Source organism: Phenylobacterium koreense (assembly GCF_040545335.1).
In the GTDB taxonomy this organism is placed as follows: Bacteria; Pseudomonadota; Alphaproteobacteria; order Caulobacterales; family Caulobacteraceae; genus Phenylobacterium; species Phenylobacterium koreense.
In genome coordinates, this window is sequence record NZ_JBEPLU010000001.1 from 1444931 (window position 1) to 1471628 (window position 26698).

The 26698-nt window shown below is 68.0% G+C and carries 21 protein-coding genes and 1 pseudogene; 9 read left to right on the top strand and 13 right to left on the bottom strand.

Annotation, left to right across the window (positions count from 1 at the left end; all coding sequences use genetic code 11):
* The first annotated feature begins 3 nt into the window (after positions 1 to 3).
* Positions 4 to 2154 (top strand): amylo-alpha-1,6-glucosidase, encoded by a 2151-nt coding sequence (locus ABID41_RS07160; RefSeq protein WP_331929821.1) that lies wholly within the window; start codon positions 4 to 6, stop codon positions 2152 to 2154.
* A 14-nt stretch (positions 2155 to 2168) separates the two neighbouring features.
* On the opposite strand, the gene ABID41_RS07165 is transcribed toward ABID41_RS07160, so the two are convergent.
* The 3 genes from ABID41_RS07165 to pyk form a co-directional block, all read right to left on the bottom strand.
* Positions 2169 to 2579 carry an SRPBCC family protein gene (locus ABID41_RS07165; RefSeq protein ID WP_354297362.1) on the bottom strand — a complete coding sequence of 137 codons (411 nt, stop codon included), beginning with the start codon at positions 2577 to 2579 and terminating at the stop codon, positions 2169 to 2171.
* Positions 2576 to 2899, bottom strand: a complete 324-nt coding sequence (locus tag ABID41_RS07170) for an ArsR/SmtB family transcription factor (RefSeq protein WP_331929825.1) — start codon at positions 2897 to 2899, stop codon at positions 2576 to 2578. Before ABID41_RS07170 ends, ABID41_RS07165 begins: the two co-directional genes overlap by 4 nt.
* A gap of 63 nt (positions 2900 to 2962) precedes the next feature.
* Entirely contained in the window at positions 2963 to 4381 is a 1419-nt protein-coding gene (gene pyk, locus ABID41_RS07175) for a pyruvate kinase (protein WP_331929826.1), read from the bottom strand.
* Positions 4382 to 4523: 142 nt separating this feature from the next.
* On the opposite strand from pyk, the gene ABID41_RS07180 reads away from it, so the two are divergent.
* Positions 4524 to 6320 carry a glycoside hydrolase family 15 protein gene (locus ABID41_RS07180; RefSeq protein WP_414695923.1) on the top strand — a complete coding sequence of 599 codons (1797 nt, stop codon included), beginning with the start codon at positions 4524 to 4526 and terminating at the stop codon, positions 6318 to 6320.
* A 53-nt stretch (positions 6321 to 6373) separates the two neighbouring features.
* A complete protein-coding gene (locus ABID41_RS07185; RefSeq protein ID WP_331929828.1) occupies positions 6374 to 6562 on the top strand; it encodes a DUF5961 family protein in 189 nt (62 codons plus the stop codon).
* Here the strand turns inward: ABID41_RS07185 and zwf are convergent.
* On the bottom strand, positions 6559 to 8022 hold the full coding sequence (gene zwf / locus ABID41_RS07190) for a glucose-6-phosphate dehydrogenase (RefSeq protein WP_331929830.1): 1464 nt from the start codon (positions 8020 to 8022) through the stop codon (positions 6559 to 6561). The two genes, ABID41_RS07185 and zwf, sit on opposite strands and share 4 nt — an antisense overlap.
* A gap of 178 nt (positions 8023 to 8200) precedes the next feature.
* Between zwf and otsB the strand changes: the two genes are divergently transcribed.
* The 4 genes and pseudogenes from otsB to ABID41_RS07210 all read left to right on the top strand — a co-directional run bounded on the left by otsB (position 8201) and on the right by ABID41_RS07210 (position 13448).
* Positions 8201 to 8950 (top strand): trehalose-phosphatase, encoded by a 750-nt coding sequence (gene otsB, locus ABID41_RS07195; RefSeq protein WP_331929832.1) that lies wholly within the window; start codon positions 8201 to 8203, stop codon positions 8948 to 8950.
* A pseudogene (locus ABID41_RS07200) lies at positions 8947 to 10251 on the top strand (alpha,alpha-trehalose-phosphate synthase (UDP-forming)); the annotation flags it as partial. The gene otsB and the pseudogene ABID41_RS07200, both read left to right, overlap by 4 nt.
* A 106-nt stretch (positions 10252 to 10357) precedes the next feature.
* Positions 10358 to 12925, top strand: a complete 2568-nt coding sequence (gene ligD / locus ABID41_RS07205; protein WP_331929834.1) for a DNA ligase D — start codon at positions 10358 to 10360, stop codon at positions 12923 to 12925.
* Between the two features lie 115 nt (positions 12926 to 13040).
* Complete coding sequence (locus ABID41_RS07210) at positions 13041 to 13448, top strand: RcnB family protein (protein WP_331929836.1); 408 nt, start codon at positions 13041 to 13043, stop codon at positions 13446 to 13448.
* Positions 13449 to 13451: 3 nt separating this feature from the next.
* On the opposite strand, the gene ku is transcribed toward ABID41_RS07210, so the two are convergent.
* The 5 genes from ku to ABID41_RS07235 are packed head-to-tail and all read right to left on the bottom strand — an operon-like array spanning position 13452 to position 21532.
* Positions 13452 to 14318, bottom strand: coding sequence for a non-homologous end joining protein Ku (ku, locus tag ABID41_RS07215; RefSeq protein WP_331929838.1), 867 nt, complete (start codon positions 14316 to 14318; stop codon positions 13452 to 13454).
* A gap of 52 nt (positions 14319 to 14370) precedes the next feature.
* Positions 14371 to 15879 (bottom strand): carboxylesterase/lipase family protein, encoded by a 1509-nt coding sequence (locus tag ABID41_RS07220; RefSeq protein WP_354297363.1) that lies wholly within the window; start codon positions 15877 to 15879, stop codon positions 14371 to 14373.
* 58 nt (positions 15880 to 15937) lie between these two features.
* Positions 15938 to 19153, bottom strand: coding sequence for an error-prone DNA polymerase (locus tag ABID41_RS07225; protein WP_354297364.1), 3216 nt, complete (start codon positions 19151 to 19153; stop codon positions 15938 to 15940).
* Complete coding sequence (locus ABID41_RS07230) at positions 19150 to 20826, bottom strand: Y-family DNA polymerase (protein WP_435529980.1); 1677 nt, start codon at positions 20824 to 20826, stop codon at positions 19150 to 19152. The genes ABID41_RS07225 and ABID41_RS07230 overlap by 4 nt, the downstream gene beginning before the upstream one ends.
* Positions 20750 to 21532: an ImuA family protein gene (locus ABID41_RS07235; RefSeq protein ID WP_331932559.1), complete on the bottom strand. Its 783-nt coding sequence runs from the start codon at positions 21530 to 21532 to the stop codon at positions 20750 to 20752. The genes ABID41_RS07230 and ABID41_RS07235 overlap by 77 nt, the downstream gene beginning before the upstream one ends.
* 123 nt (positions 21533 to 21655) lie before the next feature.
* On the opposite strand from ABID41_RS07235, the gene ABID41_RS07240 reads away from it, so the two are divergent.
* Both ABID41_RS07240 and ABID41_RS07245 read left to right on the top strand, forming a co-directional pair.
* The gene (locus ABID41_RS07240; protein ID WP_331932558.1) at positions 21656 to 22780 is read left to right on the top strand and encodes a glycosyl hydrolase; all 1125 of its coding nucleotides are present in this window, start codon (positions 21656 to 21658) and stop codon (positions 22778 to 22780) included.
* Positions 22780 to 23043 (top strand): MoaD/ThiS family protein, encoded by a 264-nt coding sequence (locus ABID41_RS07245; RefSeq protein ID WP_331932557.1) that lies wholly within the window; start codon positions 22780 to 22782, stop codon positions 23041 to 23043. The genes ABID41_RS07240 and ABID41_RS07245 overlap by 1 nt, the downstream gene beginning before the upstream one ends.
* Here ABID41_RS07245 and ABID41_RS07250 read toward each other — a convergent pair.
* The 4 genes from ABID41_RS07250 to ABID41_RS07265 form a co-directional block, all read right to left on the bottom strand.
* Positions 23040 to 23399: a hypothetical protein gene (locus ABID41_RS07250; protein ID WP_331932556.1), complete on the bottom strand. Its 360-nt coding sequence runs from the start codon at positions 23397 to 23399 to the stop codon at positions 23040 to 23042. The genes ABID41_RS07245 and ABID41_RS07250 overlap by 4 nt on opposite strands.
* The gene (locus ABID41_RS07255) at positions 23396 to 23779 is read right to left on the bottom strand and encodes a hypothetical protein (RefSeq protein ID WP_331932555.1); all 384 of its coding nucleotides are present in this window, start codon (positions 23777 to 23779) and stop codon (positions 23396 to 23398) included. Before ABID41_RS07255 ends, ABID41_RS07250 begins: the two co-directional genes overlap by 4 nt.
* A 76-nt stretch (positions 23780 to 23855) precedes the next feature.
* Positions 23856 to 25430: a phosphoglycerate dehydrogenase gene (serA, locus tag ABID41_RS07260; RefSeq protein ID WP_331932554.1), complete on the bottom strand. Its 1575-nt coding sequence runs from the start codon at positions 25428 to 25430 to the stop codon at positions 23856 to 23858.
* 84 nt (positions 25431 to 25514) lie between these two features.
* Entirely contained in the window at positions 25515 to 26684 is a 1170-nt protein-coding gene (locus tag ABID41_RS07265; protein WP_331932553.1) for a phosphoserine transaminase, read from the bottom strand.
* Between the last annotated feature and the right edge of the window lie 14 nt (positions 26685 to 26698).

Consider the following 26698-nt stretch of genomic DNA (forward strand, 5'->3'; position numbering starts at 1 on the left):
CAGATGGACGATATCGCTCCGGCGCCAGACGCGCCGGTCGAGGCTGGTGAAACGGGCGAGCCGAGGGTTCCCTATCGCCTGTTCGCTCTGAAGGACAAGGACACCTTCGTGGTGGCCGACGCCTTCGGCGACATCCTCGGCGCCAGCGACGGTCTCTTCCACAACGATACGCGGATTCTGTCGACCTTCAGGGTGTTCATCGGCAGCCGGCCGCCGTCGCTGCTCTCGGCCGCCATCGCCCAGGACAACGTCTTCTTCACCTCGCATGGCGCGAACCAGGCCTTGCCCTATCCGGGCGGCCCGATGGGCCCGCCCGGCGTCCTGCACGTGGAACGCAAGCGGTTCCTCTGGGAAGAGCGGCTCTACGAGCGGATCTGCTGCGTCAATTACAGCCGCGACGTGGTCCTGATCCCCCTCTCGGTGGAGTTCGGCGCGGACTTCCGCGACATGTTCGAGGTGCGCGGCCTGCACCGGCGCCAACGCGGCTACCTGCATGCGCCGGAGGTCAACGGCCGCAGCGTGCGGTTCTGCTACGAGGGCCTCGACCAGGTGGAGCGCGCGAGCGTCATCTCGTTCTCCGACCCGCCGGGCCGGATCAGCAGCCATCGCGCCGACTACATGTACTCGCTGCAGCCAGAGGGCCGGCTCGAGCTGTATCTAGAGGTCGGCGCGACCAGCGGCGTAACCCCCAGCCGCGAGCGGTTCCGCTACGCCGCCGCCCGCGCCCGCTGGGACATGCGCGCCCGCCGCCGGCATGGCGCGCGGCTGAAGACCTCCGGGCGCCTGTTCAACGAGTGGGTGGAGAAGTCGCGGGCCGACCTGGCCCTTCTGACCACGCGCATGGAGACCGGCCCCTACCCCTACGCGGGCATCCCCTGGTTCTCCACCGCCTTCGGTCGCGACGCCATCATCACCGCCTGGCAGATCCTGTGGTTCGACCCGTCGCTGGCCCGCGGCGTGCTCACCTATCTGGCCGCCCACCAAGCCGAGGAAGTCTCGGCCTTCCGCGACTCGGCCCCCGGCAAGATCATGCACGAGACCCGCAAGGGCGAGATGCCGGCCATGGGGGAGGTGCCCTTCGCACGCTATTACGGCGGGGTCGACACCACGCCCCTCTTCGTAGCCCTGGCCGGCGCCTATGCCGAGCGAACCCGCGACCTCGCCCTGATCGACGACCTGTGGCCGGCCCTGATGGGGGCCATCCACTGGATCGACGCCTATGGGGATTCCGATGGGGACGGCCTGATCGACTACAAGCGCGGCCGTGAGTCCGGCCTCGCCAACCAGGGCTGGAAGGACAGCGAGGACAGCGTCTTCCACGCCGACGGACGGTTTCCGAACGGGCCTATCGCCCTGGTCGAGGTCCAGGGCTACGCCTTCGCCGCCTATCGGGCCATGGCCAAGCTGGCCCACCATCGCGGCGACCAGGACAACGCCGCCCGCTGGGCCGCGCGCGCCGAACAGATCCGTGAGGCTGTCGAGCGGCGGTTCTGGATGGAGGACCTCGGCTATTACGGCATCGCCATCGACGGGGAGGGCGAGCTCTGCCGGGTGCTGGGCAGCAATCCCGGCCACCTGCTGTTCTCCGGCCTGCCAAGCGCGGAGCGGGCCAAAAAAGTGGCCCAGCGACTGCTGTCCTCGTCCTTCGACTCCGGCTGGGGCCTGCGCACCCTGGCCGTGGGCGAGCCGCGCTTCAATCCGATGAGCTATCACAACGGCTCGGTCTGGCCGCACGACACCGCCGTCTGCGCCCTGGGCCTGGCCCGCTATGGGGAGCGCGACGGGGTGCTGAGCCTCACCTCCGGACTCTTCGAGACCGCCAACACCTTCGAGATGCGGCTGCCCGAACTGTTCTGCGGCTTCCCGCGGATGGCCGGCGAGCCGCCCGTAGCCTATCCCGTCGCCTGCCTGCCCCAGGCCTGGGCCGCCGGCTCGGTGTTCATGATGCTTCAGGCCTGCCTGGGCGTGAATGTCGATGGCTGGAACCGGGAGGTGCGGGTTTCCGATCCGCACCTGCCCAACGGCGTCGACTGGCTGACCGTCGACGGTCTGCGCATCGGCGACGAGACCGTCGACCTCGGCTTCGAGCGCGCCGGCCGCAGGGTCGACGTCCAGGGCCGGGGCCGCACAGGCATCCCGGTCAAGGTCGTCTAGCCCCGGCGAGCCTTTCAGGCGGCCTTGGCCAGCACGTGTTCGAGATTGTCGAAGAACCGCGGCCAGCCGGCGCGCGCGCCCCCGAGGAACTGCGGCTGGTCGGGCCGGAAGCCGGCCTGTTCCATGCGCAGGTGCGTTCCAGCGCCGGTGGGCGTCAGCGTCCAGGTGACAACGCTCTTCAGCCCGTTGGCGTCCCAGCTATAGGCGAGCGTCCGGTTCGCCTCGATTTCCAGCACGCGGCATTCGACCGAGCCCCATTCCGCCTGGAAGCTGAAACCGCGGTCCTTCTGCGGCTCGAAATCGGTCTTCATCAGCCACTCCGCCATCAGGTGCGGCTGCGTCAGGGCGCGCCAGATCTTCTCCGCCGGGTGGGCGAGATCGCGTTCGATCACCACGGAAAGGGTTTCGGTTGCGGTGTCAGTCATTGGTCCATCCTCTTGAGCAGATCTTCGAGATCGTCGAACCGATCCTGCCAGAAACCGGTCATCCGGCTCGTCCAGTCGACCAGGGGCGCAAGGGCGCCGAGTTGGGCGCTGTAGTGGGTCTGGCGGCCCTCGTGCCGGTCCCTCACGAGGCCGGCCTGTTTCAGCAGGCCCAGATGCTTTGAAACCGCGGGCTGTGAGACGCCGGCATGGGTCGTCAGCGCGCCGACGGTCTGTTCCCCATCGCGGCAGAGCCGCTCGAAGATCGCCCGCCGGGTCGGATCGGCCAGGGTTCGGAAGAGCAGGTCGTGGGCGTCGGGCATATCCATAGCCAATCAGTTATAGGTCAGATCTATAACCCAATAGTTATGAATTAGTCCAGCCCTCTAATGTTTCGGCGCGTGCGCGATCCGCAGGATGTTCGCAGCTCCCGGCGAGCCCATGGGCAGGCCGGCCAGGATGATCACCCGCTGGTTGGGCCGGGCGAGTTCGGCGCTCACGGCCTGCTCCACCGCGAGGCGAGCGAGGTCTTCGGGGTCGGATATGTCTGGCGTCAGCCGCGTCTCGACACCCCAGACCAGGGCGAGCCTGCGGGCTGTGTGGTGATGCGGCGTCAGCGCCATGATCGGTTGCAGGGGCCGCTCGCGCGCGAGCCGCAGGGCGGTCTGGCCGGTGGTGGTGAAGGCCACGATGCAGGCGGTCGGGGTCGCCTGGGCCGCACGGCTGGCGGCGGCCACCAGGGCGTCGGCGTCCGCATCGTCCACCGGATATTCCGCCCGCATCAGCTCGGGCCAGCGCGGGTCCTGTTCCACGCGGGTCAGGATGCGGTTCATGATCGTGACCGCCTCCACCGGATAGTCGCCGGCCGCCGTCTCCGCCGACAGCATCACCGCGTCCGCCCCCTCGTAGACCGCGCCGGCCACGTCCGAGGCCTCGGCCCGGGTCGGGGTCGGCGCGTGGATCATCGACTCGAGCATCTGGGTGGCGACGATCACCGGGATGCCGCGAGTGCGGGCGGACCGGATCAGCGACTTCTGCACCACCGGCACGTCCTCGGGATTGAGCTCCACGCCCAGGTCTCCACGCGCGACCATGACCCCGTCGCAGAGGTCGAGGATTTCATCGAGAGCGTCGAGGGCGGCCGGCTTCTCGATCTTGGCGAGCACGGCGGCGCGGCCCTGCACGATCTGCCGCAGCTCGGCCATGTCCGAGGCGCGCTGCACGAAGGACAGCGCCACCCAGTCGACATTCTGCTTCAGGGCGAAGGCAAGGTCCTCGCGATCCTTGGCGGTCAGGGCGGGGATGGGGATCGCGTGGCCCGGCAGGTTCAAGCCCTTGTGATCGGAGAGTTGCTCGCCCACCAGCACCTCAGTCTCGGCGAAGCCCGGGCCGTTGCGGCGGACCCGCAGCCGCACCTTGCCGTCGTCGAGCAGGATGTCGGAGCCGGGCCGCAGCACGCTGAACACCTCGGCCAGCGGCACGCCTACCCGCGAGGAGTCGCCCGGCTCCCCCGAGACATCGAGGCGGAAGTCCTGCCCGACCTTCAGCCTGACCGTTCCGTCGGCGAACTCACCCAGCCGAATCTTCGGCCCCTGCAGATCGGCGAGCACCGCCAGGGGGCGGCCGACATGGGCCTCGGCCGCGCGCACATTGGCGATGGTGCGGGCATGGTCGTCGTGCAGGCCGTGGCTGAAGTTGACGCGGAACACGTCGGCTCCGGCGGCGGCGAGCTGGGCGACGCGACCAGCTTCCTGGCTGGCGGGGCCCAGGGTCGCTACGATTCTGGCGCGGCGGGCTCGGATCATCGGCCTCACTTTCGCTCCGGGGCGCAATATCGCCAAATCCTGATCCTAGGCGAATGTTTCCCCTGCGGCCCGATTCGGAAACAACCTTGCCGGGAAGCGCTCATCGCAGAGAACCTGCAAGCTTGTCGGGAATTCCTGCCACATGACCCAGAACCTTGACCTCTTTCCGATCGGCAATTGTGCGGCCAGCGGACTCGTCGATCGGGCGGGCCGTCTCGTATGGGCCTGTGCGCCGCGGGTGGACGGCGACCCGATGTTCGCCACCCTGCTTTCCGACGATCCGACCGAAAATCCCGATACGCACGGGTTCTGGAGCGTCGAGGTCGAGAACCAGGCCAGCGTCCGGCAGAGCTATCTGCGCAACACGCCCATCCTGTCGACCGAGATCACCGACGCCGATGGCGCGGTCGTCCAGGTCCTCGACTTCTGCCCCCGCTATCGGCAGTTCGGCAGAATCTATCGCCCGATGGCGTTCATTCGGATGGTTCGACCGCTGGTCGGCGTGGCCCGGGTCAGGGTTCGCACCCGGCCGATGATAAACTGGGGCGAGCGGCCGGCGGACCGCACCTCCGGCTCCAACCACATCCGCTTCGTGGGCGGGGCCACGACGCTGCGGCTGACCACCGACGCGGCCGTCTCGCACCTGCTGGCCGAGCGCGCCTTCCGCCTGGAGGAGCCGTTCTCGATGTTCCTCGGCCCGGACGAGGGCTTCGACGCGGACCTCGCCGCCACCTGCGAGCGGATGCTGAAGGAGACCACGGCCTATTGGCGCCATTGGGTGCGCACCCTCTCGATCCCGCTGGAATGGCAGGAAGCGGTGATCCGATCGGCCATCACCCTCAAGCTCTGCGCCCACGAGGAGACCGGCGCGATCGTCGCGGCCCTGACCACCTCGATCCCCGAGCACGCCGGCAGCGGCCGCAACTGGGACTACCGCTACTGCTGGCTCCGCGACGCCTACTACGTGGTCCAGGCGCTGAACCGGCTGGGCGCCGCCGATATCCTGGAAAACTACCTGGGCTATCTGCGGAACATCGTGGATTGCGCCGCCGGCGGCCACATCCAGCCGCTCTACGGAGTCGGCATGGAGCCTTCCCTCACCGAACGGTTCGCCGAGCATCTGCCGGGCTATCGCGGCATGGGACCGGTCCGCATCGGCAACCAGGCGCACGAACACCTGCAGCACGACGTCTACGGCCAGATCATCCTTTCCACCGTTCAGGCCTTCTTCGACGAGCGCCTGCTGCGGCCCGCCTCGGTGGCGGATTTCCACCAGCTCGAACCAGTGGGCGAGCGGGCCTTCGAACTGCACGACGAACCCGACGCCAGCCTCTGGGAATTCCGCGGCCGGGAGAACATCCACACCTATTCGGCGGTGATGTGCTGGGCCGCGTGCGACCGGCTGGGCAACGCCGCGGAGCGGCTCGGCCTGCTGGAGCGCGCAGCCCACTGGAACGATCGCGCCGCCAAGGTCCGCGCGGCCATCGAGGACCGCGCCTGGAACGCCAAGCTGGGCCGCTTCGCCGCGACCTTCGGCGGGGACGAGCTCGACGCCAGCCTGCTGCAACTGGTCGACGTCCGGTTCGTGAAGCCCGACGACCCCCGCATGGCCGCCACCATCGCGGCCGTGGAGAAGGGCCTGCGCCGCGGCTCGTACATGCTGCGCTACGCCATCCCCGACGACTTCGGCGAGCCGAAGACCGCCTTCAATATCTGCACCTTCTGGCTCATCGAGGCCATGCACCTCTCCGGCCGCACCGAGGAGGCCAGGCGCCTCTTCAAGGAGATGCTCGAGCGACGCACGGCAGCGGGCCTCCTGTCGGAGGACATCGCCTTCGACGGCGCCGAACTGTGGGGCAACTATCCGCAGACCTATTCGCTGGTCGGGCTGATCAACTGCGCAACCATGCTTTCGAAGCCCTGGACGTCGGTGCGCTGAATCCTTTTGGCGAATCATGGATTCCTGTTGGGCGACGCTGAAAGGGACCGCCCATGTTCCATGCGACTCAAGACGTTCATCGCTTCGAAGCCCGCGCCCTGTCCGGGGCGACCTATGAAGTGCTCGGCGCCAGCTTCGAGGACGCGGCGCTGGAATTCGCCGATCTCGCGCACGAGGGTGAGGTCGAGATCACCGACTGCGAGACCGGCGAACGGCGCTGCTTCCGGCTGGACGTCGGCTAGTCGTACCAGGCCCGGTCGGACCGCTCGATAAGGGCGAAGGCCCCCGCAGGGCCCCAGCTTCCGGCGGCGTAGGGCTTGGGCGTCATGTTCGATTCCCGCCAGGCGTCGGCCACCCCGTCCACCCACTCCCAGGCGCGTTCGACCTCGTCGCGGCGGACGAAGAGCGTGCTGTTGTTCTGGATGACGTCCAGGATCAGCCGCTCATAGGCGATCCGCCGCCGAGCGTTGGGACCGGAATAGGCCTTGGCCAGGGACAGCGAGAGCGGCAGGGACTGCAACCGCATGCCGCGCTCGGCCAGGCCCGGGGCCTTGTTCATCAAGAGCAGTTCGATGTCCTCGTCCGGCTGCAGATCGATGACCAGCCGGTTGGCCGCCAGGTCCTCCCTGGCCGCGTCGTCGAAGATCGAGTGCGGCACCGGCTTGAACTGGATGGCGATCTGGGTCCGGCGCTCGGGCAGGCGTTTTCCGGTCCGCAGGAAGAAAGGCACGCCGGCCCAGCGCCAGTTGTCGATGTCCACCCGCAGGGCGACGAAGGTCTCTGTGTCCGAGTGCTGGCCGCGCTCGGCTTCATAGCCCGTCACGCTCTGGCCGCTGGAGACGCCGGACGTGTACTGGCCACGCACGCTGACGGTCTGGACATCGGATCGGGTGACCGGCCGCAGCGAGCGCAGCACCTTCACCTTCTCGTTGCGGACGCTGTCCGGCTCCATGTCGGCCGGCGGCTCCATGGCCACCAGGCAGAGGAGCTGCAGCATGTGGTTCTGCACCATGTCACGCAGGGCGCCGTATTCGTCGTAATAGGGCCAGCGGTCGCCGACGCCCTCGGTCTCGGCCACCGTGATCTGGACGTGGTCGATGGTCAGATTGTTCCAGAGCGGTTCGAACAGGGTGTTGGCGAAGCGCAGGGCCAGGAGGTTCTGGACGGTCTCCTTGCCGAGGTAGTGGTCGATCCGGAAGATGCTCTCCTCCGGGAAGGCCTCGGCCACCGCCGCATTGGTGACCTTTGAGCTTTCAAGGTCCCGCCCGATCGGCTTTTCCAGGATGATCCGCGTTCCATGCCCGGTCATCCCGGCGGCCGACAGGGCCGCGGCCACCCGGCCATAGATGCTGGGCGAGACGGCGAGATAGTAGATCGGCGTGCGCCCATCGCCGATCGCCGCCTTGAGAGTCGCTGCGCCCTCCGGCTTGGTGGCGTCGGCCACCACATAGCTCAGGCGCTTCTCGAAGCGGCTCCAGGCCTTTTCGTCCAGCCCCTCCGCCCGGGCCGCCACCGCTTCCTTCACCTGCGCGATGAAGGCGTCATGGTCCAGCTCGGTCCGGGCGGTGGCGATGATCGCAAAGCTGTCGGACAGGAAGCCGTCAGCGTCGAGGAAGTAGAGGGACGGAAACAGCATCCTCTGGGCGAGATCGCCCGTACCGCCAAAGAGGACGAGCATGTCGGCGAGCGGTTGATCGGCCATTCGGGGTCACCTTTTCGCGAGATTCCGCGTTCCTGCGCGCATAGCGCGGTTCAAACGTGCAACGTCAAGCCCGCGATGGGGCTTCCCCATCGTGTGCGAATTTTTGAGTGCGCCCCGCGTCCGGATCAAACCACGCTGTCGAACGTTCCCGATCCGCTGCGGGGCTTTAAAGGCGCGCATGGATATCGAAGAACTGAGCATAGGGCTGGAAAAGCCCCCGCACCTGACACTGGAAGGCGCAGCGCTTTTCCTGGATCTGGACGGAACACTGGCGCCGATCGTCGAGCGGCCGCAGGACGTAGGCCCCGACCCGCGGCGCTCAGGGCTGCTCGAACGCCTGGCCGAACGCCTGCACGGAAGGCTGGCCGTGGTCAGCGGCCGGTCCTTGGACGACATCGACCGGATCCTCGAAGGCAAGGTCATGTGCGTCGCCGCCATCCACGGCCTGATCCGCCGCGACGCGCGCGGGGTCGTGGGCGAGGCCCCGCCCCACCCCGGGATCGCCCCGGCCCGCAGCGCATTGAACGATTTCGCCTCCAGCGACCCACGGCTCATCATCGAGGACAAGGCTCTCAGCCTGACCATCCACTACCGGCTGGCGCCCGACCGGGCGCGCGAGGCCATCAGCCTGGCCGAACGCCTGGCGACGGTCACCGGCCTTACCCTGCAGCCGGGCGACATGGTCATGGAGCTGCGCACGCCTGGCGCCAGCAAGGGCGACTCCATCCGCGCCTTCATGACCGAGGCGCCGTTCAAGGGCGCGCGGCCGGTGTTTCTCGGCGACGACCTCACCGATGAGCATGGGTTCTTCGCCGTCCGCCAACTTGGCGGGCACGGCGTACTCGTCGGACCGCAGCGGCGCACGACCGCCATCTATCGCATGGAGAATGTCGAGGCGGCGCTGAGCTGGCTGGAGGCGGCCCGATGAACCGCCTCATCATCGTTTCCAACCGCGTCACGACGCCCTCGGGCAAGGGCGAGGAGACCGTCGGCGGGCTGGCCATGGCCCTGGCCGCAGCGCTGCGGGAATATTCCGGCCTGTGGTTCGGCTGGAGCGGCAAGACCGTGACCGAGTTCAACGGCCACATGAACCTGCAGCGGGTCGAAGGGGTGACCACCGCCACCATCGACCTCGAGGAGGCCGACCTCAGCGAGTACTACAACGGCTATGCCAACAAGACCCTGTGGCCGCTGTTCCATTATCGCCAGGACCTGACCGCCTATGATCGGTCGTTCGACGAGGGCTATCAGCGGGTCAATCGCCGCTTCGCCGAGACCCTGCGGCCGCTGATCGAACCGGACGACCTCGTCTGGATCCACGACTATCACCTGATCCCCCTGGCCTTCGAACTGCGCAAGCTGGGGGTGAAGAACCGGATCGGCTTCTTCCTCCACATCCCCTGGCCGGCCCACCAGTTGATCACCACCCTGCCCCGCCACAAGGAACTGGTCGAGGCCCTGTTCGCCTATGACCTTGTCGGCTTCCAGACCCCCGAGTACCAGCAGGCCTTCGAAGAGTACGTGCTCAACGAGGCCGACGGCGTCATCACCGCCGATGGCCTGCTGCGCGCCTTCGGTCGGCCGCTGCGGACGGGGGCCTTCCCGATCGGCATCGACGCCAAGGAGTTCGCCGAGCTGGCCAGCAGCCCGCGGGCCCAGCGGACCTATGACGTCATGGCCGCCCACACGGCCTTCCGGCAGATGATCGTGGGTGTCGACCGGCTGGACTATTCCAAGGGGATGGAGGAGCGGTTCCTGGGCTTCGAGCGGTTGCTGTCCGATCATCCGGACCTCCGCCGCGAGGTGCTGTTCCTGCAGATCGCGCCGCTGAGCCGCGAGAGCGTCGAGGCCTATCAGGAGATCCGCGCGCGGTTGGATGCGCTTTCAGGCCGGATCAACGGCGAGTACGCCGACATCGACTGGAACCCGGTCCGCTACGTGAACCGCAACTACCGCCGCGACGAGCTGGCGGGGGTTTATCGCGCGGCCAAGGTCGCGCTGGTCACGCCCTCGCGCGACGGGATGAATCTCGTGGCCAAGGAATTCGTGGCGGCGCAGAACCCGAACGATCCGGGCGTGCTGGTGCTGTCGCGGTTCGCCGGCGCCGCGAACCAGCTTCACGAGGCCCTGATCGTCAACCCAAACAGCCCCGAAGAGATCGCCGAGGCCCTCAACCGGGCGCTCTCGATGCCGCTTGCGGAGCGAATCGAGCGTTGGCGCGCTCTTTTCGACAACGTCCAGCGCGAAGACGTCACCGCCTGGCGGGACGCCTTCGTGAACGCGCTCGCCGCAACCCGCAGCGGCGATCACGCGCGCAGCGCCGAGGGACCCTTCTATGGCGAACAAGCTCGCCCGCTACCAGTCGATGCGCGACTTCAGCAAAACGGCGGAGCCGAGCGGCCGGGCCAGGGTGAAGCCGGCCCAACACCTGCGCTACGTGATCCAGAAGCATGCGGCGACGAGGCTGCACTACGACTTCCGCCTGGAGCTGGACGGGGTCTTCAAGTCCTGGGCCGTGACCAAGGGACCATCCCTAGACCCCCACGAGCGTAGGCTGGCCGTCGAGGTCGAGGACCACCCGCTGGACTACGGCGACTTCGAAGGCGTCATTCCCAAGGGCCAGTATGGCGGCGGTTCGGTCATGCTGTGGGATCGGGGCTATTGGGCGCCCGAGCCGGGAACCGACGCCCACGACGGACTCGCCAAGGGCGACCTGAAGATCGTGCTCCAGGGCGAGCGACTGCACGGCGGCTTCGTGCTGGTTCGGATGAAGCGCGACCGGGACGGCGGCGCCCGCAACAACTGGCTGCTCATCAAGCACCGAGACGAGTTCGCTCGTGACGAGGACGACGACGCCCTGTTGAAGGAAAATGCGTCATCCGTCGCGTCCGGCCGCTCGATGGAGGACATCGCCGCCGGCAAGGGCAAGGCGCCCACCCCGTTCATGACCGCCAGCCAGCGCAAGGCCGACAGCGTCTGGCAGTCCCGGCCCCGCGATGCGGCCCCCGCGGGCGTCGCCGCCGCCATGCCCGATTTCATCGAGCCGCAGCTCTGCAAGTCCGTGACGCGTCCGCCACCCGGCGGCGGCTGGGCGCACGAAGTGAAGTTCGACGGCTATCGGCTGCAGATCCGGGTGAAAGACGGCAAGGCCATAATCCGTACGCGGAAGGGCCTCGACTGGACGAAGAAGTTCGCCGCCATCGGTAAGGCGGCGGAGGGGATGCCCGACTGCATCCTCGATGGCGAGGCGGTCGCCCTGGATGCGGACGGACAGCCGAACTTCCCCGCACTCCAAGCCGCGCTGTCGGGCGGACGCAGCGAGGACCTGATCTATTTCGCCTTCGACCTGCTTTTCCTCGATGGACGCGACCTCCGCGGCCTGCCCCTGAAGGAGCGCAAGGCGAAGCTGCAGGCGCTGCTGGGAGCGGACGAACCGCGCCTGCGCTATGTCGAGCATTTCGAAACCTCGGGCGATGCGGTCTGGCAATCGGCCTGCCGGCTGGAGCTGGAAGGCATCGTCTCCAAGAGGCTGGACGCGCCGTATCGCTCCGGCCGGGGCGAGGCCTGGATGAAGGCCAAGTGCCGCGGCGGCCATGAGGTGGTGATCGGCGGCTGGACCGGCGAGAAGGGGCGGATGCGTTCGCTACTGGTCGGCGTCTATCGCGATGAGGGGCTGGTTTATGTCGGCCGCGTCGGCACCGGCTTCGGCAGCGAGGTCGTCCGCAAGCTGCTGCCGAAGCTGGAAGCGGTAAAGGCGACCAAGAACCCGTTCACCGGTCCCAACGCCCCTCGCAAGGTGGGCGACATTACCTGGGCCAAGCCTGAACTCGTGGCCGAGATCGAGTTCGCGGGATTCACCGGCGACGGCAATGTTCGCCAGGCCTCCTTCAAGGGGCTGCGCGAGGACAAGCCGGCCAAGGACGTCGAAGCGGAGGAACCCATGCCCGCGGAAAAGGCCGAACTCACCGAGCCGACGCCCAAGCCGGCCGCGTCCCGGCGCAAGGGACAGGCCGTGGTCATGGGCGTGACCATCTCCAATCCGGACAAGCCGCTCTGGCCCAACTCGGCCGACAGCGACGAGCCGGTCACCAAGCTCGAGCTGGCGCAATACATGGAGGCCGTAGCCGACTGGATGATGCCGCACATCGAGGGCCGGCCTTGCTCCATCGTGCGCACGCCCGACGGGATCGACGGCGAGCGGTTCTTTCAGCGGCACGCCGGCGCCGGAGCCTCCGACCTCATCTCCCAGGTCGAGGTGTTCGGCGACCACAAGCCCTACATCCAGGTCGACCGGCCCGAGGCCCTGGCCGCCTTGGCCCAGAGCGGCGCCAGCGAATACCACCCCTGGAACTGCCGGGCCCACGAACCGGAGACGCCCGGCCGCCTGATCTTCGACCTCGACCCGGCGCCGGACGTCACCTTCGATGACGTGATCGCAGCGGCCCGCGACGTGCGCGACCATCTGGAGGCGGTCGGCCTCATCGCGTTCTGCAAGACCACCGGTGGCAAGGGCCTCCACGTCGTCACCCCGCTCGCCCCGCCGACGGGCGAACTCGACTGGCCGACGGCCAAGGCTTTCGCGAAGACATTGTGCGAGCGCATGGCCAAGGACGAGCCCGAACGCTTCGTCGTCAACATGTCCAAGGCCAAGCGCGGCGGGCGCATTTTCCTGGACTATCTGCGCAACGACCGACTTTCGACGGCGGTGGCGCCGCTCTCGCCCCGCGCCCGGGATGGAGCCACGGTGTCCTTCCCGCTCAACTGGACCCAGGTGCGAGCAGGCCTCGATCCGCGGCGCTACACCATCCGCACGACCCCCGCCCTGCTCACCAAGACCAGCGCGTGGGCCGACTATTTCGAGAGCGAGCGGTCACTGGAGACCGCGATCAAGCGTCTGGGCTGAAACATCGCGCCTTAGCTTCGCCGTGAACATGAACGACAGCCAACCCGAACGGTTCAGCTAGGGCTCAAGCTCACCGGCGTAGGGTCTGGCTGTGTTTGAGTTTTTGAGGACCGACATGAAAAAAATCCTGTCCGCCGCCGTCGCCCTGTCGATTCTGGCGAGCGCCGGCGTCGCTTCCGCCCAGCCCTACCACAACAACGATCGAGCCAAGGCCGAGCGCCAGTACGATCGCCGGGTGGACAAGGCCGAGCGCCAATACAACAAGGACGTCCGCAAGGCCGAGCGCAAGTACCGCGCCGCGGCCTACAAGAAACCGCCGGGCTACCAGTATCGCTACTGGAACCGGGGCGACCGCCTGCCGCCGGCCTATCGCGCCGAGCGCTATCGGATCACCAACTACCGGACCTATCACCTGCCGCCCCCGCCCCGCGGCTACTACTACACCCGTGTCGACAACGACGTGGTGCTGACCGCGGCGGCCACAGGCATCATCACCTCGGTGATCGTGGGCCTGTTCCAGTAACGATCAGGACGCCCGCTTTCGAGCGGGCGTCTTCCGCGCCGCGCTCTTCTTGGCGGGCGCGCGACGTTCTGCGGGGCGGCGCTTGCCCGCCCCGCCGCTCTCGCCCAGGCTGCGGCGCAGGGCTTCCATGAGGTCGATGACCTCCGCTTCCTTTGGCTCGGGGGCGGCCACGGTTCGTCCGTGGTGAGCCTCCTTCTCTGCGATCAGCTTGCGCAGAGCATCCTCGTAGCGGTCGTTGAACTCGCTCGGATCGAACGGGCCTTCGAGCTGCTCGATGATCTTCTCGGCGATGGCGACCATCTTGGGGTCGGCCTTGGTGTCGGGTATCCGGTCGAAGTACTCCGCCGGGTCGCGGACTTCCCTGTTGTTACGCAGGGTGTAGGCGAGGATTCCCATGTCCCGCGGCTCCAGCGCCATCAGCCGTTCGCGCTGGTGCATCACCACCCTGGCCAGGGCCAGCTTCCCAGCTCCCTCCATCGCCTCGCGGATGACGCCGAACGCCTCGGCCGCCAGCTCGCCGTCGGGGGTGAGGAAATAGGGATCGTTCCAATAGAGCCGGTCGATCTCGTCGGCGTCCACAAACCGCTCGATGTCGATGGTGCGCGTGGTTTCCAGGCGGACGTTCCTGATCTCGTCGTCGGTGACGACGACGTACCGCCCCTTCTCGATCTCGTAGCCCTTGACGATGTCGGCGCGATCCACGGGTCCGGTCTCCGGGTCCGTCGGGATCATCCGGATGCGGTTGTGGGTCTGCTTGTGCAGCATGTTGAACGAGACATCGGCGCTACGCGCAGTCGCGGTGTAAAGCGCCACCGGGCAGCTCACCAGCGACAGGCGCAGATAGCCCTGCCATGTGGGACGCGCGGCCATCGGTTCAGACTCCCCTGCAGAGGCCAGAGTCCTCAAACGCCGCCGCGGGCGTTCAGTTCGCGTCCAAGGCAAGGCTTGGCAGGGCGGCGGCCTGCTGGGCGTCGAGCTGCGGCTTGCGGAAATTCGTCCGGACCGCATTCTGCGCGCCGAACTCGGCGAGCTCGTCCTTCGCCGGATCATAGGCGGGCCATGCCGCGTCGCAGGTCGGCGCGCCGGTCTTGGCGAAGGCGACCCAGCACCCGTGCATCAGCCTGGCCATGGCCCGGTCGTCATCTGCGACGGCGCTTTCGGGCGTGCGGCGGCCCCAATATTCGAAGACGTACTGGATCTCCGCAGCATGAGCGGCCGTGGTGATGCCGAATGGCCTAAAGCGCGAGCCTACATAGGAGAAATGATAGAGCCAGGCCGGCGCGCCATCGGCGGCCTGGCCTGCGTACCAGCGAGCCGGAGCGACCATGAAGCGGTCGCCGAAGGCCGCGCGGACGACGGCCTCGTCGCCCTTGGCCGCCTCTGCCTCGTAAGGAGCCCGGTTCGGGGCGAAGTTCGCCACCATGCGGGCCGGGTCGTCGAGCTTGCGGCCGAGCAGCGAGTCCTCGCCCGAATTGGCCCCGATGATCAGCGGCACATCGATCTCATGGCCCGAGGCGAAGGCCTGGGCCGGGGTGCGGGTCATCAGCTTGCCGTCGACGAAAGGGCCATATTCGCCGGTCAAAGTCTCCGCGATCAGCCGATCGGCCGGGACCGCGCGCAGGCCCGCCAGCGTCGGCTGGTCGCCGAGGCCGAGCCTGGTCGCGGCGGCCTGGCCCTCGGCCTCCTTGGCGGCCAGGGTCTTAGGCGGCGACCATCCGCCGCCCGACTGCACCGCCGCCCGTTGGAAGAGGCCTTTGGCCTTGGGCGCGGCAAGGATCGCCAGGGTGCTGGAGCCGCCGGCGCTCTCGCCAAACAGGGTGACGTTCGCAGGATCGCCCCCGAAGGCGGCGATGTTGCGCTGGACCCATTCCAGGGCCGCGATCTGGTCCATCAGGCCATAGTTGCCGACCGGCGCCTTGCCGGCGGCCTTGGTGATGGCGGGATGGGCGAAGTAGCCCAGCGGGCCCAGGCGGTAGTTGATCGCCACTAGGATGACCCCGTCGCGGGCGAAGTTCTGGCCGTCATAGACCCAGCCAGCCCCCGTTCGATGGGAGCCGCCATGGATCCAGACCATGACCGGCGCCTTCTTCGCCCCCTTGGGTGCGAAGACGTTGAGCTGCAGGCAGTCCTCGCTGACCGGACCGTTGGCGCTGCCCTCGTTGGGCGAGCCGTCCTCGTTCATCTTCTGCGGGCAGGAGGGGCCGTTGGTGGTGGCGTCACGCTCGCTGCTCCAGGCCAGCGGCCGCTTGGGCGGCGCCCAGCGCAGGTCGCCCACCGGCGGGGCGGCGTAGGGGACGTTGCGGAAGATGTCCGCCCGCTCGGTCGAGGCGCCGGCCAGCACGCCGCTTTCCACCTTGACCTTGGGCGCCTGCGCATGGGCGGCGCTCGCGATGGCGGCGGCTCCGAAGACGATCGTACCTAGACGCAGCATTGGCCTTCCCCCTTAGCGGCGGGGGAGGATTTAGCGGCCTTGGCCGGCGGTCAAGATATCAGTGGAAATCCCGGCTACGGATCAGGCGGCCGGTCACGCGGTTGCGGATCTGTGGCGCGACGCCATCGGGCTCCTCCTTCATCTCGGCCAGGCGGTGGGAGAGGTCGGTGAAGCGGCGGGCGACCACGTGGACCACATTGCTTTCGCTCTGGATCTGACCGTGGACCACCAGGAAGGACGAGGTCATGACCAGCCGGCGGTTGGCCTCGAAGGCGTCCTTCCAGACCACGATGTTGGCGACGCCGGTCTCGTCCTCCAGGGTGAGGAAGGTCACACCCTTGGCGGTGCCGGGGCGCTGGCGCACCAGCACCAGACCGCCGACCGAGACCAGCTTGCGGTCAGGCAGCTTCGCCAGGTCCCTGGCCTTCACCGCACCCAGGCTGTCCAGGCTTTCGCGGAAGAAGCCACAAGGGTGGGCGCGCAGGGACAGGCTGGTGGTCCGGTAGTCCTCGGTAACCTCCTGGGGCAGGCTCATCAGGGGCAGCTCCACCTGGCGTTCCTTCACCCCCATGGCCGCCAGCAACGGGGCGTTCTTCAGGCTGCCGGCCTCGTCGGCGAGGCCCTTCACCGCCCAGAGGGCCTGGCGCCGGGTGAGCCCCAGCGAGGTGAAGGCGTCGGCCTCGGCCAGCAGCTCCAGAGACCGGCGGGTGAGGCCCGCCTGGACGGCGAAGTCCTCGATCGAGCGGACGCCGGCCTCACGCGCGGCGACCAGCCGCTTGGCCTCCTCCTCGCCGAACCCCTTGATCTGGCGCAGGCCCAGCCGCACCGCCCGCAGATCTCCTGGCTTGGTCGCCGGCTCCAAAGTGCAGTCCCAATCGCTGGCCAGCACGTCCGGCCCGCGCACCTCCACACCATGCTCGCGGGCGTCCCGCACCAGTTGGGCCGGCTGGTAGAAGCCCATGGGCTGACTGTTCAGCAGCGAGGCCAGGAAGGCGTCCGGCCAATGCCGTTTCACCCAGGCAGAGGCGTAGACCAGCAAGGCGAAGCTGATGGCGTGGCTTTCAGGGAAGCCATAGGAGCCGAAGCCCTCGATCTGCTTGAAGCAGCGCTCGGCGAACTCCCGCTCGTAGCCGCGATTGGCCATGCCGTCGATGAACCGCGCCCTGAAGTCACTGACATTGCCGAGGTTCTTGAAAGTCGCCATCGACCGCCGCAGCCGGTTGGCGTCGGCGTCGCTGAAGTCGGCCGCGGTGATCGCCAAGCGCATGGCCTGCTCCTGGAATAGCGGCACGCCGAGGGTCTTCTGGAGGATGTCTCTCAGCTCATTCGGGTCGTGCGGCGGCTTGGGCTTTGGATAGTCGATCCGATCCTTACCTTCCCGTCGGCGCAGATAGGGATGGACCATGTCACCCTGGATCGGGCCTGGCCGCACGATGGCGACCTCGATCACCAGGTCATAGAACTCCCTGGGCTTCAGCCGCGGCAGCATCGACATCTGCGCCCGGCTCTCGACCTGGAACACCCCGATGGAGTCCGCGCGCGAGAGCATCTTGTAGACCTCCGCATCCTCCTGCGGCAGGTCGGCGATATCGATGACCTTCTTCCCGAGAGCGCTCTCCGGGATCATGTCGAAGCTCTTCTTCAGGGCGGTCAGCATGCCGAGCGCCAGGACGTCGACCTTCATCAGACCCAGCGCGTCGATGTCGTCCTTGTCCCATTCGATGAAGGTCCGGTCCTTCATGGCGGCGTTGCCGATAGGTACGGTCTCGTCCAGCCGGCGCTTGGTGAGCACATAGCCGCCCACATGCTGGGAAAGGTGGCGCGGGAACCTCAGGAGCTGGGTCGCCAGGGTGACGGCACGGCGAATCTCGGGATTGGCCGGATCGAGGCCCGCTTGACGGATGTGGTCGTCGGGAACTCCGTCGCCCCAGCTTCCCCAGACGGTGTTGGCCAAGGCCGCGGTGATGTCCTCGGTCAGGCCCAGGGCCTTGCCGACCTGGCGGATCGCCATCCGCGGACGGTAATGGATGACGGTGGCGACGATCGCCGCCCGATGCCGGCCATATCGCCTATAGACGTACTGCATCACCTCCTCTCGGCGGGCGTGCTCGAAGTCGACGTCAATGTCCGGAGGCTCGCCGCGTTCGTCGGAGATGAAGCGCGAGAACAGCAGGTCCTGGCCCTTCTTGGTCGGATCCACCGCAGTGATGTGCAGGCAGAAGCAGACGACGGAATTGGCCGCCGACCCGCGTCCCTGGCAGAGGATGCCTAGCCGCCGCGCTTCGACCACCACATCGTGGACGGTGAGGAAATAGTTTGGATATTTCAGCTTCTTGATGAGCTTCAGCTCCATCCGGAGCAGGTTTTTCACCTTATCCGGCACACCATCGGGATAGCGCTTTTTGGCGCCGTCCCAGGCGAGCTTGCTCAGATGCTGGATCGCCGTCTTGCCGGGGGGCACCGGCTCGTCCGGATACTCGTAGCGAAGCTGGGAGAGGTCGAACTTCACCCGCTCGGCGATCTCGACCGTACGTTCGACGGCGCCGGGAAAGCGGGCGAAAAGGCGCGCCATCTCGGCCGGCGACTTCAGGTGCCGCTCGGCGTTGGCCTCCAGCCGCAGGCCCGCTTCGTGGATGGTGCAGGTCTCGCGGATGCAGGTCATCACGTCCTGCAGGTTCCGTCGTTCCGGGGCGTGATAGAGGACGTCGTTGGTGGCGACCATCCGCGCGCCGGAGCGCTCGGCCAGCGCCGCCAGCCTGGACAGCCGGTGCAGGTCCCGCGGGCCGTAGCCGCGGGCCGCCGCCAGCCAGACGTCGCCGCGCAGCTCGCCGGCGATGCGCATAAGGTCCGCCTCGAAGCGCTCGTCCAGATGGCTCGGCGGAACTACCAGGACGAGCTGCCCCTGGGCGTGGTCCAGGAAATCGGCCCAGCGAAGCTCGCACTCGCCCTTCTCGGCCCGAAGCTGGCCGATGGTCAGCAGCCGGGTCAGGCGGCCATAGGCTTCCCGATCGGAGGGGTAACAGAGCAGCGAGGGTGATCCATCGGCGAAGTCCAGCCGGCAGCCGGTCAGGGCGCGGACCTCCGGCCCGTTGTTCTCCTTGAGGAAATTGACCTGCGACCAGGCCCGCACTACCCCTGCCAGGGAGTTGCGGTCGCAGATGCCGATCGCCTCCATGCCTAGGAGCCCCGCCCCGCTGACCAGTTCGTCGGGATGCGAGGCCCCGCGCAGGAAGGAGAAGTTGGTGGTGGCCTGGAGCTCGGCGTAGCGGGTCATCCGAACACCCCGTGCATCCACCAGCGGGCCGGCGCACCGGCCTCATAGAGCCCCTCGCGATAGACCCAGAAGCGCGCGCCTTCCTGGTCCTCGACCCGGTAATAGTCGCGGACATGGCGGACGTCGGTCTCGTCGATGTCGCCCCGCCACCATTCCTCGCCGATGCGTTCGGGCCCCTCTGCGTGCAGGACGCGGTGGACGCGCTTGCGCCACTGGAACTGCCGGGGCGGATCGTCCGGCGTCAGGGCCATGACGTTCTCCAGCGGCTCGGGCTGGCGGAAGAGACGCATGGGCCGAGGCGCCTCAGGGTTCCAGGCGCGCGGCGGAACCGGGGCCAGGGGCGCGGCGGGGCGGGCCGACAGCTCTGGCACGTGGCTCTGCACCGGCGCGCTCTTCCAGACCCGGCCCTCGCCCAGGCGGTTGCTGAGCCGGTCCACCAGCGGCGCCAGCCCATCCTCCACCGCAGCCTCGGCGCTGGCGTCCAGGCGGACCTGGCGACCGGCGACGGGCTCCACCTCCTCGGCTTCCAGGGTGACCACCTCGATCCCGAAATCCGGGTCGATGGTCTCGAGCTTGGGGCCGAAGAGCTTGGCGATGCGGACCGGGTCGCGCGCCGCCAGGGCCAGCCCCACTTCCAGCGGCAGGGCCTGACCGTCCACCCGATGGAAGGCGATGCGATAGCGACGCGCGCCTTGTCCTTCCCGCTCCAGCCGGGCGCAGAGCTTGGCGGCGACGTCGCGCGTCACCCTCTGCAGGTCTTCCAGGGCGCTGATCGGCTCGAAGAAGGCCAGGCGCGCGAACCAGGGATGCGGCGGCCGCCGATAGGTCAGGGCCTCGCTCGCCCGGCCCATGGCCTGGTCGATCCGCATCAGGGTGTGCTGGCCGAACCGCCGGGCCAGGGGCGCGCGCGGCATGCCGAGGATCTGGAACAGCATCCGCAGGCCCAACCGCTCCATCTGGGCGGCGGCTTCCGGCTCCAGGCGCAGGGCGGCCGGCGGCAGATAGGCCATCAGGTCGGCCTGGCCGCCCGGTGGGACGATGATCTCCGCGCCCTTGCCGAAATGGGCGAAGGCCCAAGCCGCGCCCGGCGTGTCGGCCACTGCACAGCGCATGAAGATCCCGTTGGCCGCCAGTCGCGCCCGATAGTCGGACACCAGTTGCGCCTCGCCACCCCACAGGTGGTCGACTCCGCTGATGTCGAGGAATAGGCCGTCCGACGCATCCTCGGCGACGGCCGGCGAAAACCGCACCGACCAGTCGGCCAGGGCGGTCAGGGCCTCGGCGTCGGCCTCCGGCTCGGCCTCGGCGGTGGCAAGGCCCGGGACCAGCGCCATGGCGTCGGTCACCTTCTGCCCTGCGAACAGGCCCAGCTTCCGCCCCGCCTTGTCCACCGCTGCGAGGCGACGGACGCTCTTGACGGTTTCGATCAGCGCGAAACCAGATGCTCCCCCCCTGGGGGAGCTGTCAGCCGAACGGCTGACGGAGGGGGCCTCCCCGCCAGGGGAGGTTACCGCGATGGGGGTCGTCTGTTTCGCAGCCCCCTCCGTCTCGATGCTTCGTATCGATCCACCTCCCCCAACGGGGGGAGATCGGGGTTCAGCTCGCCAGGCGTTGCGGCGGCGCCAGTTCGCGATCGCCCAGTTCGGCGACCAGGCGCAAAGGATGCGGGCCATTCTTGGCCTCCCAGACATAGGCGGCGCTCGCCTCCATCAGCCAGGCGCCGCTCCGTCCGCCGCGGCAACGCTCCAGCTCCGCGCGCCAGCGCGGGGGGCCAAGGCCAAACTCTCCCGGGCCAGGTTCGCTGGCCGCAGGCGTGATCTTCCATCGCGTGGCGGCGGCCGAGCCCGCCGTCCCCTTCCGGCCCATCCCGCCGAAGGGACGCCGCCGGATGACGAAGCCGGTGGCGCCATGGGCCTCGCAGGCCAGTTGCAGCCGGCGGCCGGCGGTCAAGTCCACCGCCTCGACCTCGGCGAAGACGGCGGCGACGCCCACCGTCGCAAGGGCGTCCTCGGCCACGGCCAGGGCTTCGTCCTCGTCCCGAGCGCAGACCTGGATCAGGCGTTCGACCGGGAACCCCAGCCCCATCAGGCCGGGCGCAAAGAGGTCGTCCCGCCGCAGGATCCAGACCGCCTCACCCCGACGGGCCAGAGGCGCAGCGACCAGGGCGGCAAAGGCCGCCGCAGACGCGCCCGTCTCGGTCTCCATCCCCTCTCCGAAGAACTCGTGCCACTGGCCCAACGGCAAGCCGCCGCCCGACAGGCAGCGGTCCAGGGCGGCCGCCCCGAACGGCAAGGACTCGGATTCCACCCGTCCCCCCGCCTCGATCGCGGAGATCTTCGCCTTGAGAGCCGCCAGGCGGCCATCGCGAAAACCGGACATGCCCTCATTCCTAAGTTCTATTTTTGTTCTAGTTTTAGACTCCCAAGAGTCAAGCACCTCAAGGTGGCGCCTCCTCAGACGGAGGAGTGTTATGCTGGCTGGAAATGGACGTGAGGGAGCGACATGTCCGCCGCAATCCAGCTTCTCGTCGGCACCCGCAAAGGGGCCTGGATCTATCGAAGCGACGAGGCACGACAGGAGTGGTCGGTGCAAGGCCCGATCTTCCTGGGCCATATCGTCAATCACCTGGTCCTCGATCCCAGGGATGGAAAGACCCTGCTGATGGCCGCGTCCACCGGCCACCTCGGCCCCACCATCTTCCGCTCGGTCGACAGCGGCCAGACCTGGACCGAGGCCCAGCAGCCCCCGGCCTTTCCGAGGGCCGCTGGCGACGGGCCGGCGCGGGCGGTGGACCACAGCTTCTGGCTGGAGCCGGGCCATGCCAGCGAGCCCGGAGTCTGGTGGGCCGGCACCTCGCCGCCCGGCCTCTTCCGCAGCGCCGATGGCGGTGTCACCTGGGAGAGCGTCGCAGGGTTCAACGACCATCCGAAATACTGGGACTGGTGTCCCGCCGATGGCGGCACGCCCGACGGCGCCTTGCTCAACCAGATCCAGATCGACCCCCGCGACAAGGCGCACATCTATATCGCCACCTCCACCGCCGGTGTGTTCGAGAGCCTGGATGAAGGCGCGAACTGGCGGCCGCTCAACCAGGGCGTGGAGGCCAATTTCCTTCCCGATCCCTATCCGGAATACGGCCAGGACGCTCACTACATCGCGCTCGCCCCGACCATGCCCGACCGCATCTGGCAGCAGAACCATTGCGGCATATATCGGCTGGACCGGCCCGCCGAGCGCTGGGATCGAATCGGCGCCGCCATGCCGGGCGAGGTCGGCGATATCGGCTTCACCATCGTTCCCCATCCGCGCGACGCCGACACTGCCTGGGTCTTCCCCATGGACGGCACCGAGGTCTGGCCCAGGACCAGTCCTGGCGGCAGGCCCGCCGTCTATCGCACTCGCGACGCCGGCCGCAGTTGGGAGCGTCAGGACAGCGGCTTCCCCGCCGAGCAGGGCTGGTTCACCGTCAAGCGCCAGGCCTTTTGCGCGGACGCAGGCGCTCCAGTCGGGCTCTATCTCGGCGCGACCAATGGCGAGGTCTGGATGAGCGACGACGAGGGCGCGGCCTGGCGTCCGGTCGCCCGGCATCTACCGGAGATCTATTCGGTGGTGGCGGCGCCGCTCTGATGGTGCAGGTCTTCATTCCCTCGCAGCTCACCTCCTACACCGAAGGGGCCAGCCGGCTGGCAGCCGAGGGCGCGAGCATCGCCCAGGTGCTGGACGACCTGGACCGGCGCTTTCCCGGCCTGAAGTTCCGGGTCATCGACGAACAGGACCGCATCCGCCGGCATATGCGCATCTTCCGCAACGGCGACCGCGCCCAGGATATCGGCCTGGCCGTGAACGAGGCCGACGAGGTGCTGATCTTCGGCGCGTTGTCCGGAGGCTAGAAGGGCAGGATCTCGTCCGGTTCGGGCGTCACCGGAAAGCGGACGGCGGCGATCTCGTCCTGGCCGGCGATCAGGGCCTTGGCGAGGCGGTGACCGCCGTCCATCAGCCGGCCTTCGGCGCAAAGGATGACGGGATAGGCCGGATCGGCGTCGAGGATGCGCTTGGCGTGCCCGGCCACCTCGCGAACCGTCGGCCTATGGCGCTCGCCGAACCAGCAGTCGATCTCGAGCTCGGGAATGGCGGCCAGCTTGACGCGCTGCACCGGCAGGTCGGCGGCCAGGGCCCACAGGCGGTCGGTCCACCAGAGGCCGCGGCGGCCATCGGCAAGCGGACGAGTGTATTTGTCCCGGCTCACGGCGCCTCCAGCAATTTGCTGAGCTTCTTGGGCGCGATGGCGACGTAGCTCTGCCACAACCACGCCTTCAGCGTATCGAGCTCGGCGAGGATATCATCCTGCGGACCGAAGTCGGCGATGACCCAGTTGTGCTGCTTGTACCAGCCCTTTGCCTCGCGCACGAAGGGCAGGTCCGCGACCATCTCGGCGGAGATCGGCAGCTTGACGATGATGGTGAGGGCGTCGGCGGGCTGGGCCTTGTCGCCGAAGACGGCGAACCCCTTCTTCTGAACATAGAGGCCGCGTGTGAACCCCCAGCTCGGGCCGGTGTTCGCCTCGGGAAAGGTCAGGCCATAGGCCGTGAGCAGGGCCTCGGCGCGCTGATGGGGCGTCTCGGGCATTGGGGCCTCCTTCGGGAGGAAGCCGAGGGTGCGCGAGACCGCGCCGCCTAGCAAGACGGCGCGGCCCCCGCGGGGGTCAGAACTGCAGGTTACGCGCTTCCTTGACGTGCGGCAGGTCGCGGACCTTTGCGATCAGGTCTTCCGGCGCTTCCTGGTCCACGCCGATCAGGGCGATGGCGTCCTCGCCGGCCGAGACACGGCCGAGGTTGAAAGTCGCGATGTTCACGCCCTTCTCCGCCAGCAGCGCGCCGATGGCGCCGATGAAGCCCGGCTTGTCGAGGTTGTTCACATAGAGCATGGCCGGAGCGAATGGAGCGTCCAGCTCCATGCCCTTCACCTCGATGATCCGCGGCGCGCCGGCCACCACGGTGCCCGCGAAGGAGCGCTTGCCAAGGGCCGTGGTGACGGTGATCCGCACCAGGCTTTCATAGATCGGCGAGTCGTCCTGCTTGCTTTCCGAGACGGTGATGCCGCGATCCTTGGCCACGGCCGGGGCCGAGACCATGTTCACCTCGGCCAGCATTGGGCGCAGGACGCCGGCCAGGGCGGCGGCGGTCAGCGGACGGGTATTGAGGTTGGCGACTTCACCTTCGTAGGCGATGTCGACGGCCTTCACCTCGACGTCGACCATCTGGCCGGCGAAGGCGCCCAGGCGCTCTGCCAGAGCCACGAAGGGCTTCAGCTTCGGCGCTTCGTCGGCAGTGACCGACGGGCTGTTGAGGGCGTTGGAGACCGCGCCGGTGAGCAGGTAGTCGCTCATCTGCTCGGCCACCTGCAGGGCGACGTTCTCCTGGGCTTCAAGGGTCGAGGCGCCCAGGTGCGGGGTGGCGACGAAGTTCTCGGCGCCGAACAGCACGTTCTCCTTGGCCGGTTCCTCGACGAAGACGTCGAAGGCGGCGCCGCCGACGTGACCTTCGTCCAGCAGCTTGCGCAGGGCCGCTTCATCGACCAGGCCGCCACGGGCGCAGTTGATGACCAGCACGCCCTTCTTGGTCTTGGCGAGGTTTTCGGCCGACAGGATGTTGCGGGTCTTGTCGGTCAGCGGGGTGTGCAGGGTGATGACGTCGGCGCGGGCCAGCAGGTCTTCCAGCTCGACCTTCTCCACGCCGATCTCGACGGCGCGTTCCGGCGACAGGAAGGGGTCGTAGGCGATGACCTTCATCTTCAGGCCATTGGCGCGGTCGGCGACGATGCCGCCGATGTTGCCGGCGCCAATCAGGCCCAGGGTCTTGGCGTAGAGCTCCACGCCCATGAAGCGGTTCTTTTCCCACTTGCCGCCCTGAGTCGAGAGGTCGGCGGCCGGCAGTTGGCGGGCCAGGGCGAACATCATGGCGATGGCGTGTTCGGCGGTGGTGATCGAGTTGCCGAACGGGGTGTTCATCACCACGATCCCTTTGGAGGTCGCGGCGGGAATGTCGACATTGTCGACGCCGATGCCGGCGCGGCCGATGACCTTCAGGTTCTTGGCGGCGGCGATGACATCCTTGTCGGCCTTGGTGGCCGAGCGGACGGCCAGGCCGTCGTAGTCGCCGATGATCTTCAGCAGCTCTTCCTTGGAAAGGCCGGTCTTCACGTCGGCGTCGACGCCGCGTTGCTTGAAGATTTCGATGGCGGCGGGGCTCAGTTTGTCGGCGATGAGTACGCGGGGCATGTGCGGTGTCCTTGCGGATTGGGGTGTGCGCCCTCGCCCCGCACCGGAGTCCGGGCGCGGGTCGGCGAGGGCGCTAAGGCTTGATCAGGCGGCTTGGAGCTGTTCGAGCGTGGTCGCGAAGGCCCAGTCGAGCCAGGGCGTCAGGGCTTCGAGGTCGGAGGCCTCGACCGTGGCGCCGCACCAGATGCGCAGGCCGGCCGGGGCGTCCCGGTAACCGCCGATGTCCAGGGCCGCGCCTTCCTTCTCGAGGACGCCGGCCAGCTTCTTGGCGAAGTCGGCCTGGACGTCGGCGGCGAGGCCGGTGACCCGCGGGTCGACCACCTTCAGGCAGACCGAGGTGTTGGACCGGGTGGCCGGATCGACCGCCAGGAAGTCCACCCAGCCGGTCTTGGCGACCCACTCGGCCACCACCGCCAAGTTGGCGTCGGCGCGGCGCTGCATCTCGGCCAGACCGCCGATCTGAGCGCCCCACTTCAGGGCGTCGATGGCGTCTTCCACGCAGAGCATCGAAGGGGTGTTGATGGTCGCGCCTTCGAAGATGTCCTTGGCCAGCTTGCCGGCCTTGGTCATGCGGAACAGCTTCGGCATCGGCCAGGCCGGGACGTAGCTTTCCAGCCGCTCCACCGCGCGGGGCGACAGGATCAGGATGCCGTGGGCCCCTTCGCCACCGAGCGCCTTCTGCCAGGAGAAGGTCACCACATCGAGCTTGGCCCAATCGAGGTCCTGGGCGAAGGCGGCGCTGGTGGCGTCGCAGATGACGATGCCTTCACGGTCGGCGGCGATGAAATCGGCGTTCGGGACACGCACGCCCGAGGTGGTGCCGTTCCAGGTGAAGACCAGGTCGGCGTCCTTGCGCACCTTGGTCAGGTCCGGCAACTCGCCGTAGGGGGCGTCCAGCACCTCGGCGGGAAGCTTCAGTTGCTTGACGACGTCCGTGACCCAGTCCTTGCCGAAGCTCTCGAAGGCCAGCAGTTGGACCGGGCGCGGGCCGAGCATCGACCACAGGGCCATTTCCACGGCGCCGGTGTCCGATCCGGGCACGATGCCAATCAGGAAATCTTCCGGAACCTCCAGCACCTGGCGGGTGCGGTCGATCGCTTCCTGCAGGCGCGCCTTGCCCAGCTTGGAGCGGTGCGAGCGACCGAGGACGGCGTTCTGGAGATTTTCGGGGGTCCAGCCGGGGCGCTTGGCGCACGGGCCGGAAGAAAACTCGGGGCGAGCCGGGCGCATGGCCGGCTTGGCGAGGGTCGTCATAGCGATGTCTCCCA

Bases quoted from the DNA above. Each gene is read 5' to 3' on its own strand.
- ABID41_RS07165 (WP_354297362.1), bottom strand. From the start codon at position 2,579: ATGACTGACACCGCAACCGAAACCCTTTCCGTGGTGATCGAACGCGAT.
- ABID41_RS07160 (WP_331929821.1), top strand. From the start codon at position 4: ATGGACGATATCGCTCCGGCGCCAGACGCGCCGGTCGAGGCTGGTGAA.
- pyk (WP_331929826.1), bottom strand. From the start codon at position 4,381: ATGATCCGAGCCCGCCGCGCCAGAATCGTAGCGACCCTGGGCCCCGCC.
- ABID41_RS07185 (WP_331929828.1), top strand. From the start codon at position 6,374: ATGTTCCATGCGACTCAAGACGTTCATCGCTTCGAAGCCCGCGCCCTG.
- ABID41_RS07255 (WP_331932555.1), bottom strand. From the start codon at position 23,779: ATGCCCGAGACGCCCCATCAGCGCGCCGAGGCCCTGCTCACGGCCTAT.
- otsB (WP_331929832.1), top strand. From the start codon at position 8,201: ATGGATATCGAAGAACTGAGCATAGGGCTGGAAAAGCCCCCGCACCTG.
- ABID41_RS07265 (WP_331932553.1), bottom strand. From the start codon at position 26,684: ATGACGACCCTCGCCAAGCCGGCCATGCGCCCGGCTCGCCCCGAGTTT.
- ligD (WP_331929834.1), top strand. From the start codon at position 10,358: ATGGCGAACAAGCTCGCCCGCTACCAGTCGATGCGCGACTTCAGCAAA.
- ABID41_RS07225 (WP_354297364.1), bottom strand. From the start codon at position 19,153: ATGACCCGCTACGCCGAGCTCCAGGCCACCACCAACTTCTCCTTCCTG.
- ABID41_RS07170 (WP_331929825.1), bottom strand. From the start codon at position 2,899: ATGCCCGACGCCCACGACCTGCTCTTCCGAACCCTGGCCGATCCGACC.
- ABID41_RS07210 (WP_331929836.1), top strand. From the start codon at position 13,041: ATGAAAAAAATCCTGTCCGCCGCCGTCGCCCTGTCGATTCTGGCGAGC.
- ABID41_RS07180 (WP_414695923.1), top strand. From the start codon at position 4,524: ATGACCCAGAACCTTGACCTCTTTCCGATCGGCAATTGTGCGGCCAGC.
- ABID41_RS07240 (WP_331932558.1), top strand. From the start codon at position 21,656: ATGTCCGCCGCAATCCAGCTTCTCGTCGGCACCCGCAAAGGGGCCTGG.
- ABID41_RS07220 (WP_354297363.1), bottom strand. From the start codon at position 15,879: ATGCTGCGTCTAGGTACGATCGTCTTCGGAGCCGCCGCCATCGCGAGC.
- zwf (WP_331929830.1), bottom strand. From the start codon at position 8,022: ATGGCCGATCAACCGCTCGCCGACATGCTCGTCCTCTTTGGCGGTACG.
- serA (WP_331932554.1), bottom strand. From the start codon at position 25,430: ATGCCCCGCGTACTCATCGCCGACAAACTGAGCCCCGCCGCCATCGAA.
- ABID41_RS07235 (WP_331932559.1), bottom strand. From the start codon at position 21,532: ATGTCCGGTTTTCGCGATGGCCGCCTGGCGGCTCTCAAGGCGAAGATC.
- ABID41_RS07230 (WP_435529980.1), bottom strand. From the start codon at position 20,826: ATGGCCCGCATCCTTTGCGCCTGGTCGCCGAACTGGGCGATCGCGAAC.
- ABID41_RS07245 (WP_331932557.1), top strand. From the start codon at position 22,780: ATGGTGCAGGTCTTCATTCCCTCGCAGCTCACCTCCTACACCGAAGGG.
- ku (WP_331929838.1), bottom strand. From the start codon at position 14,318: ATGGCCGCGCGTCCCACATGGCAGGGCTATCTGCGCCTGTCGCTGGTG.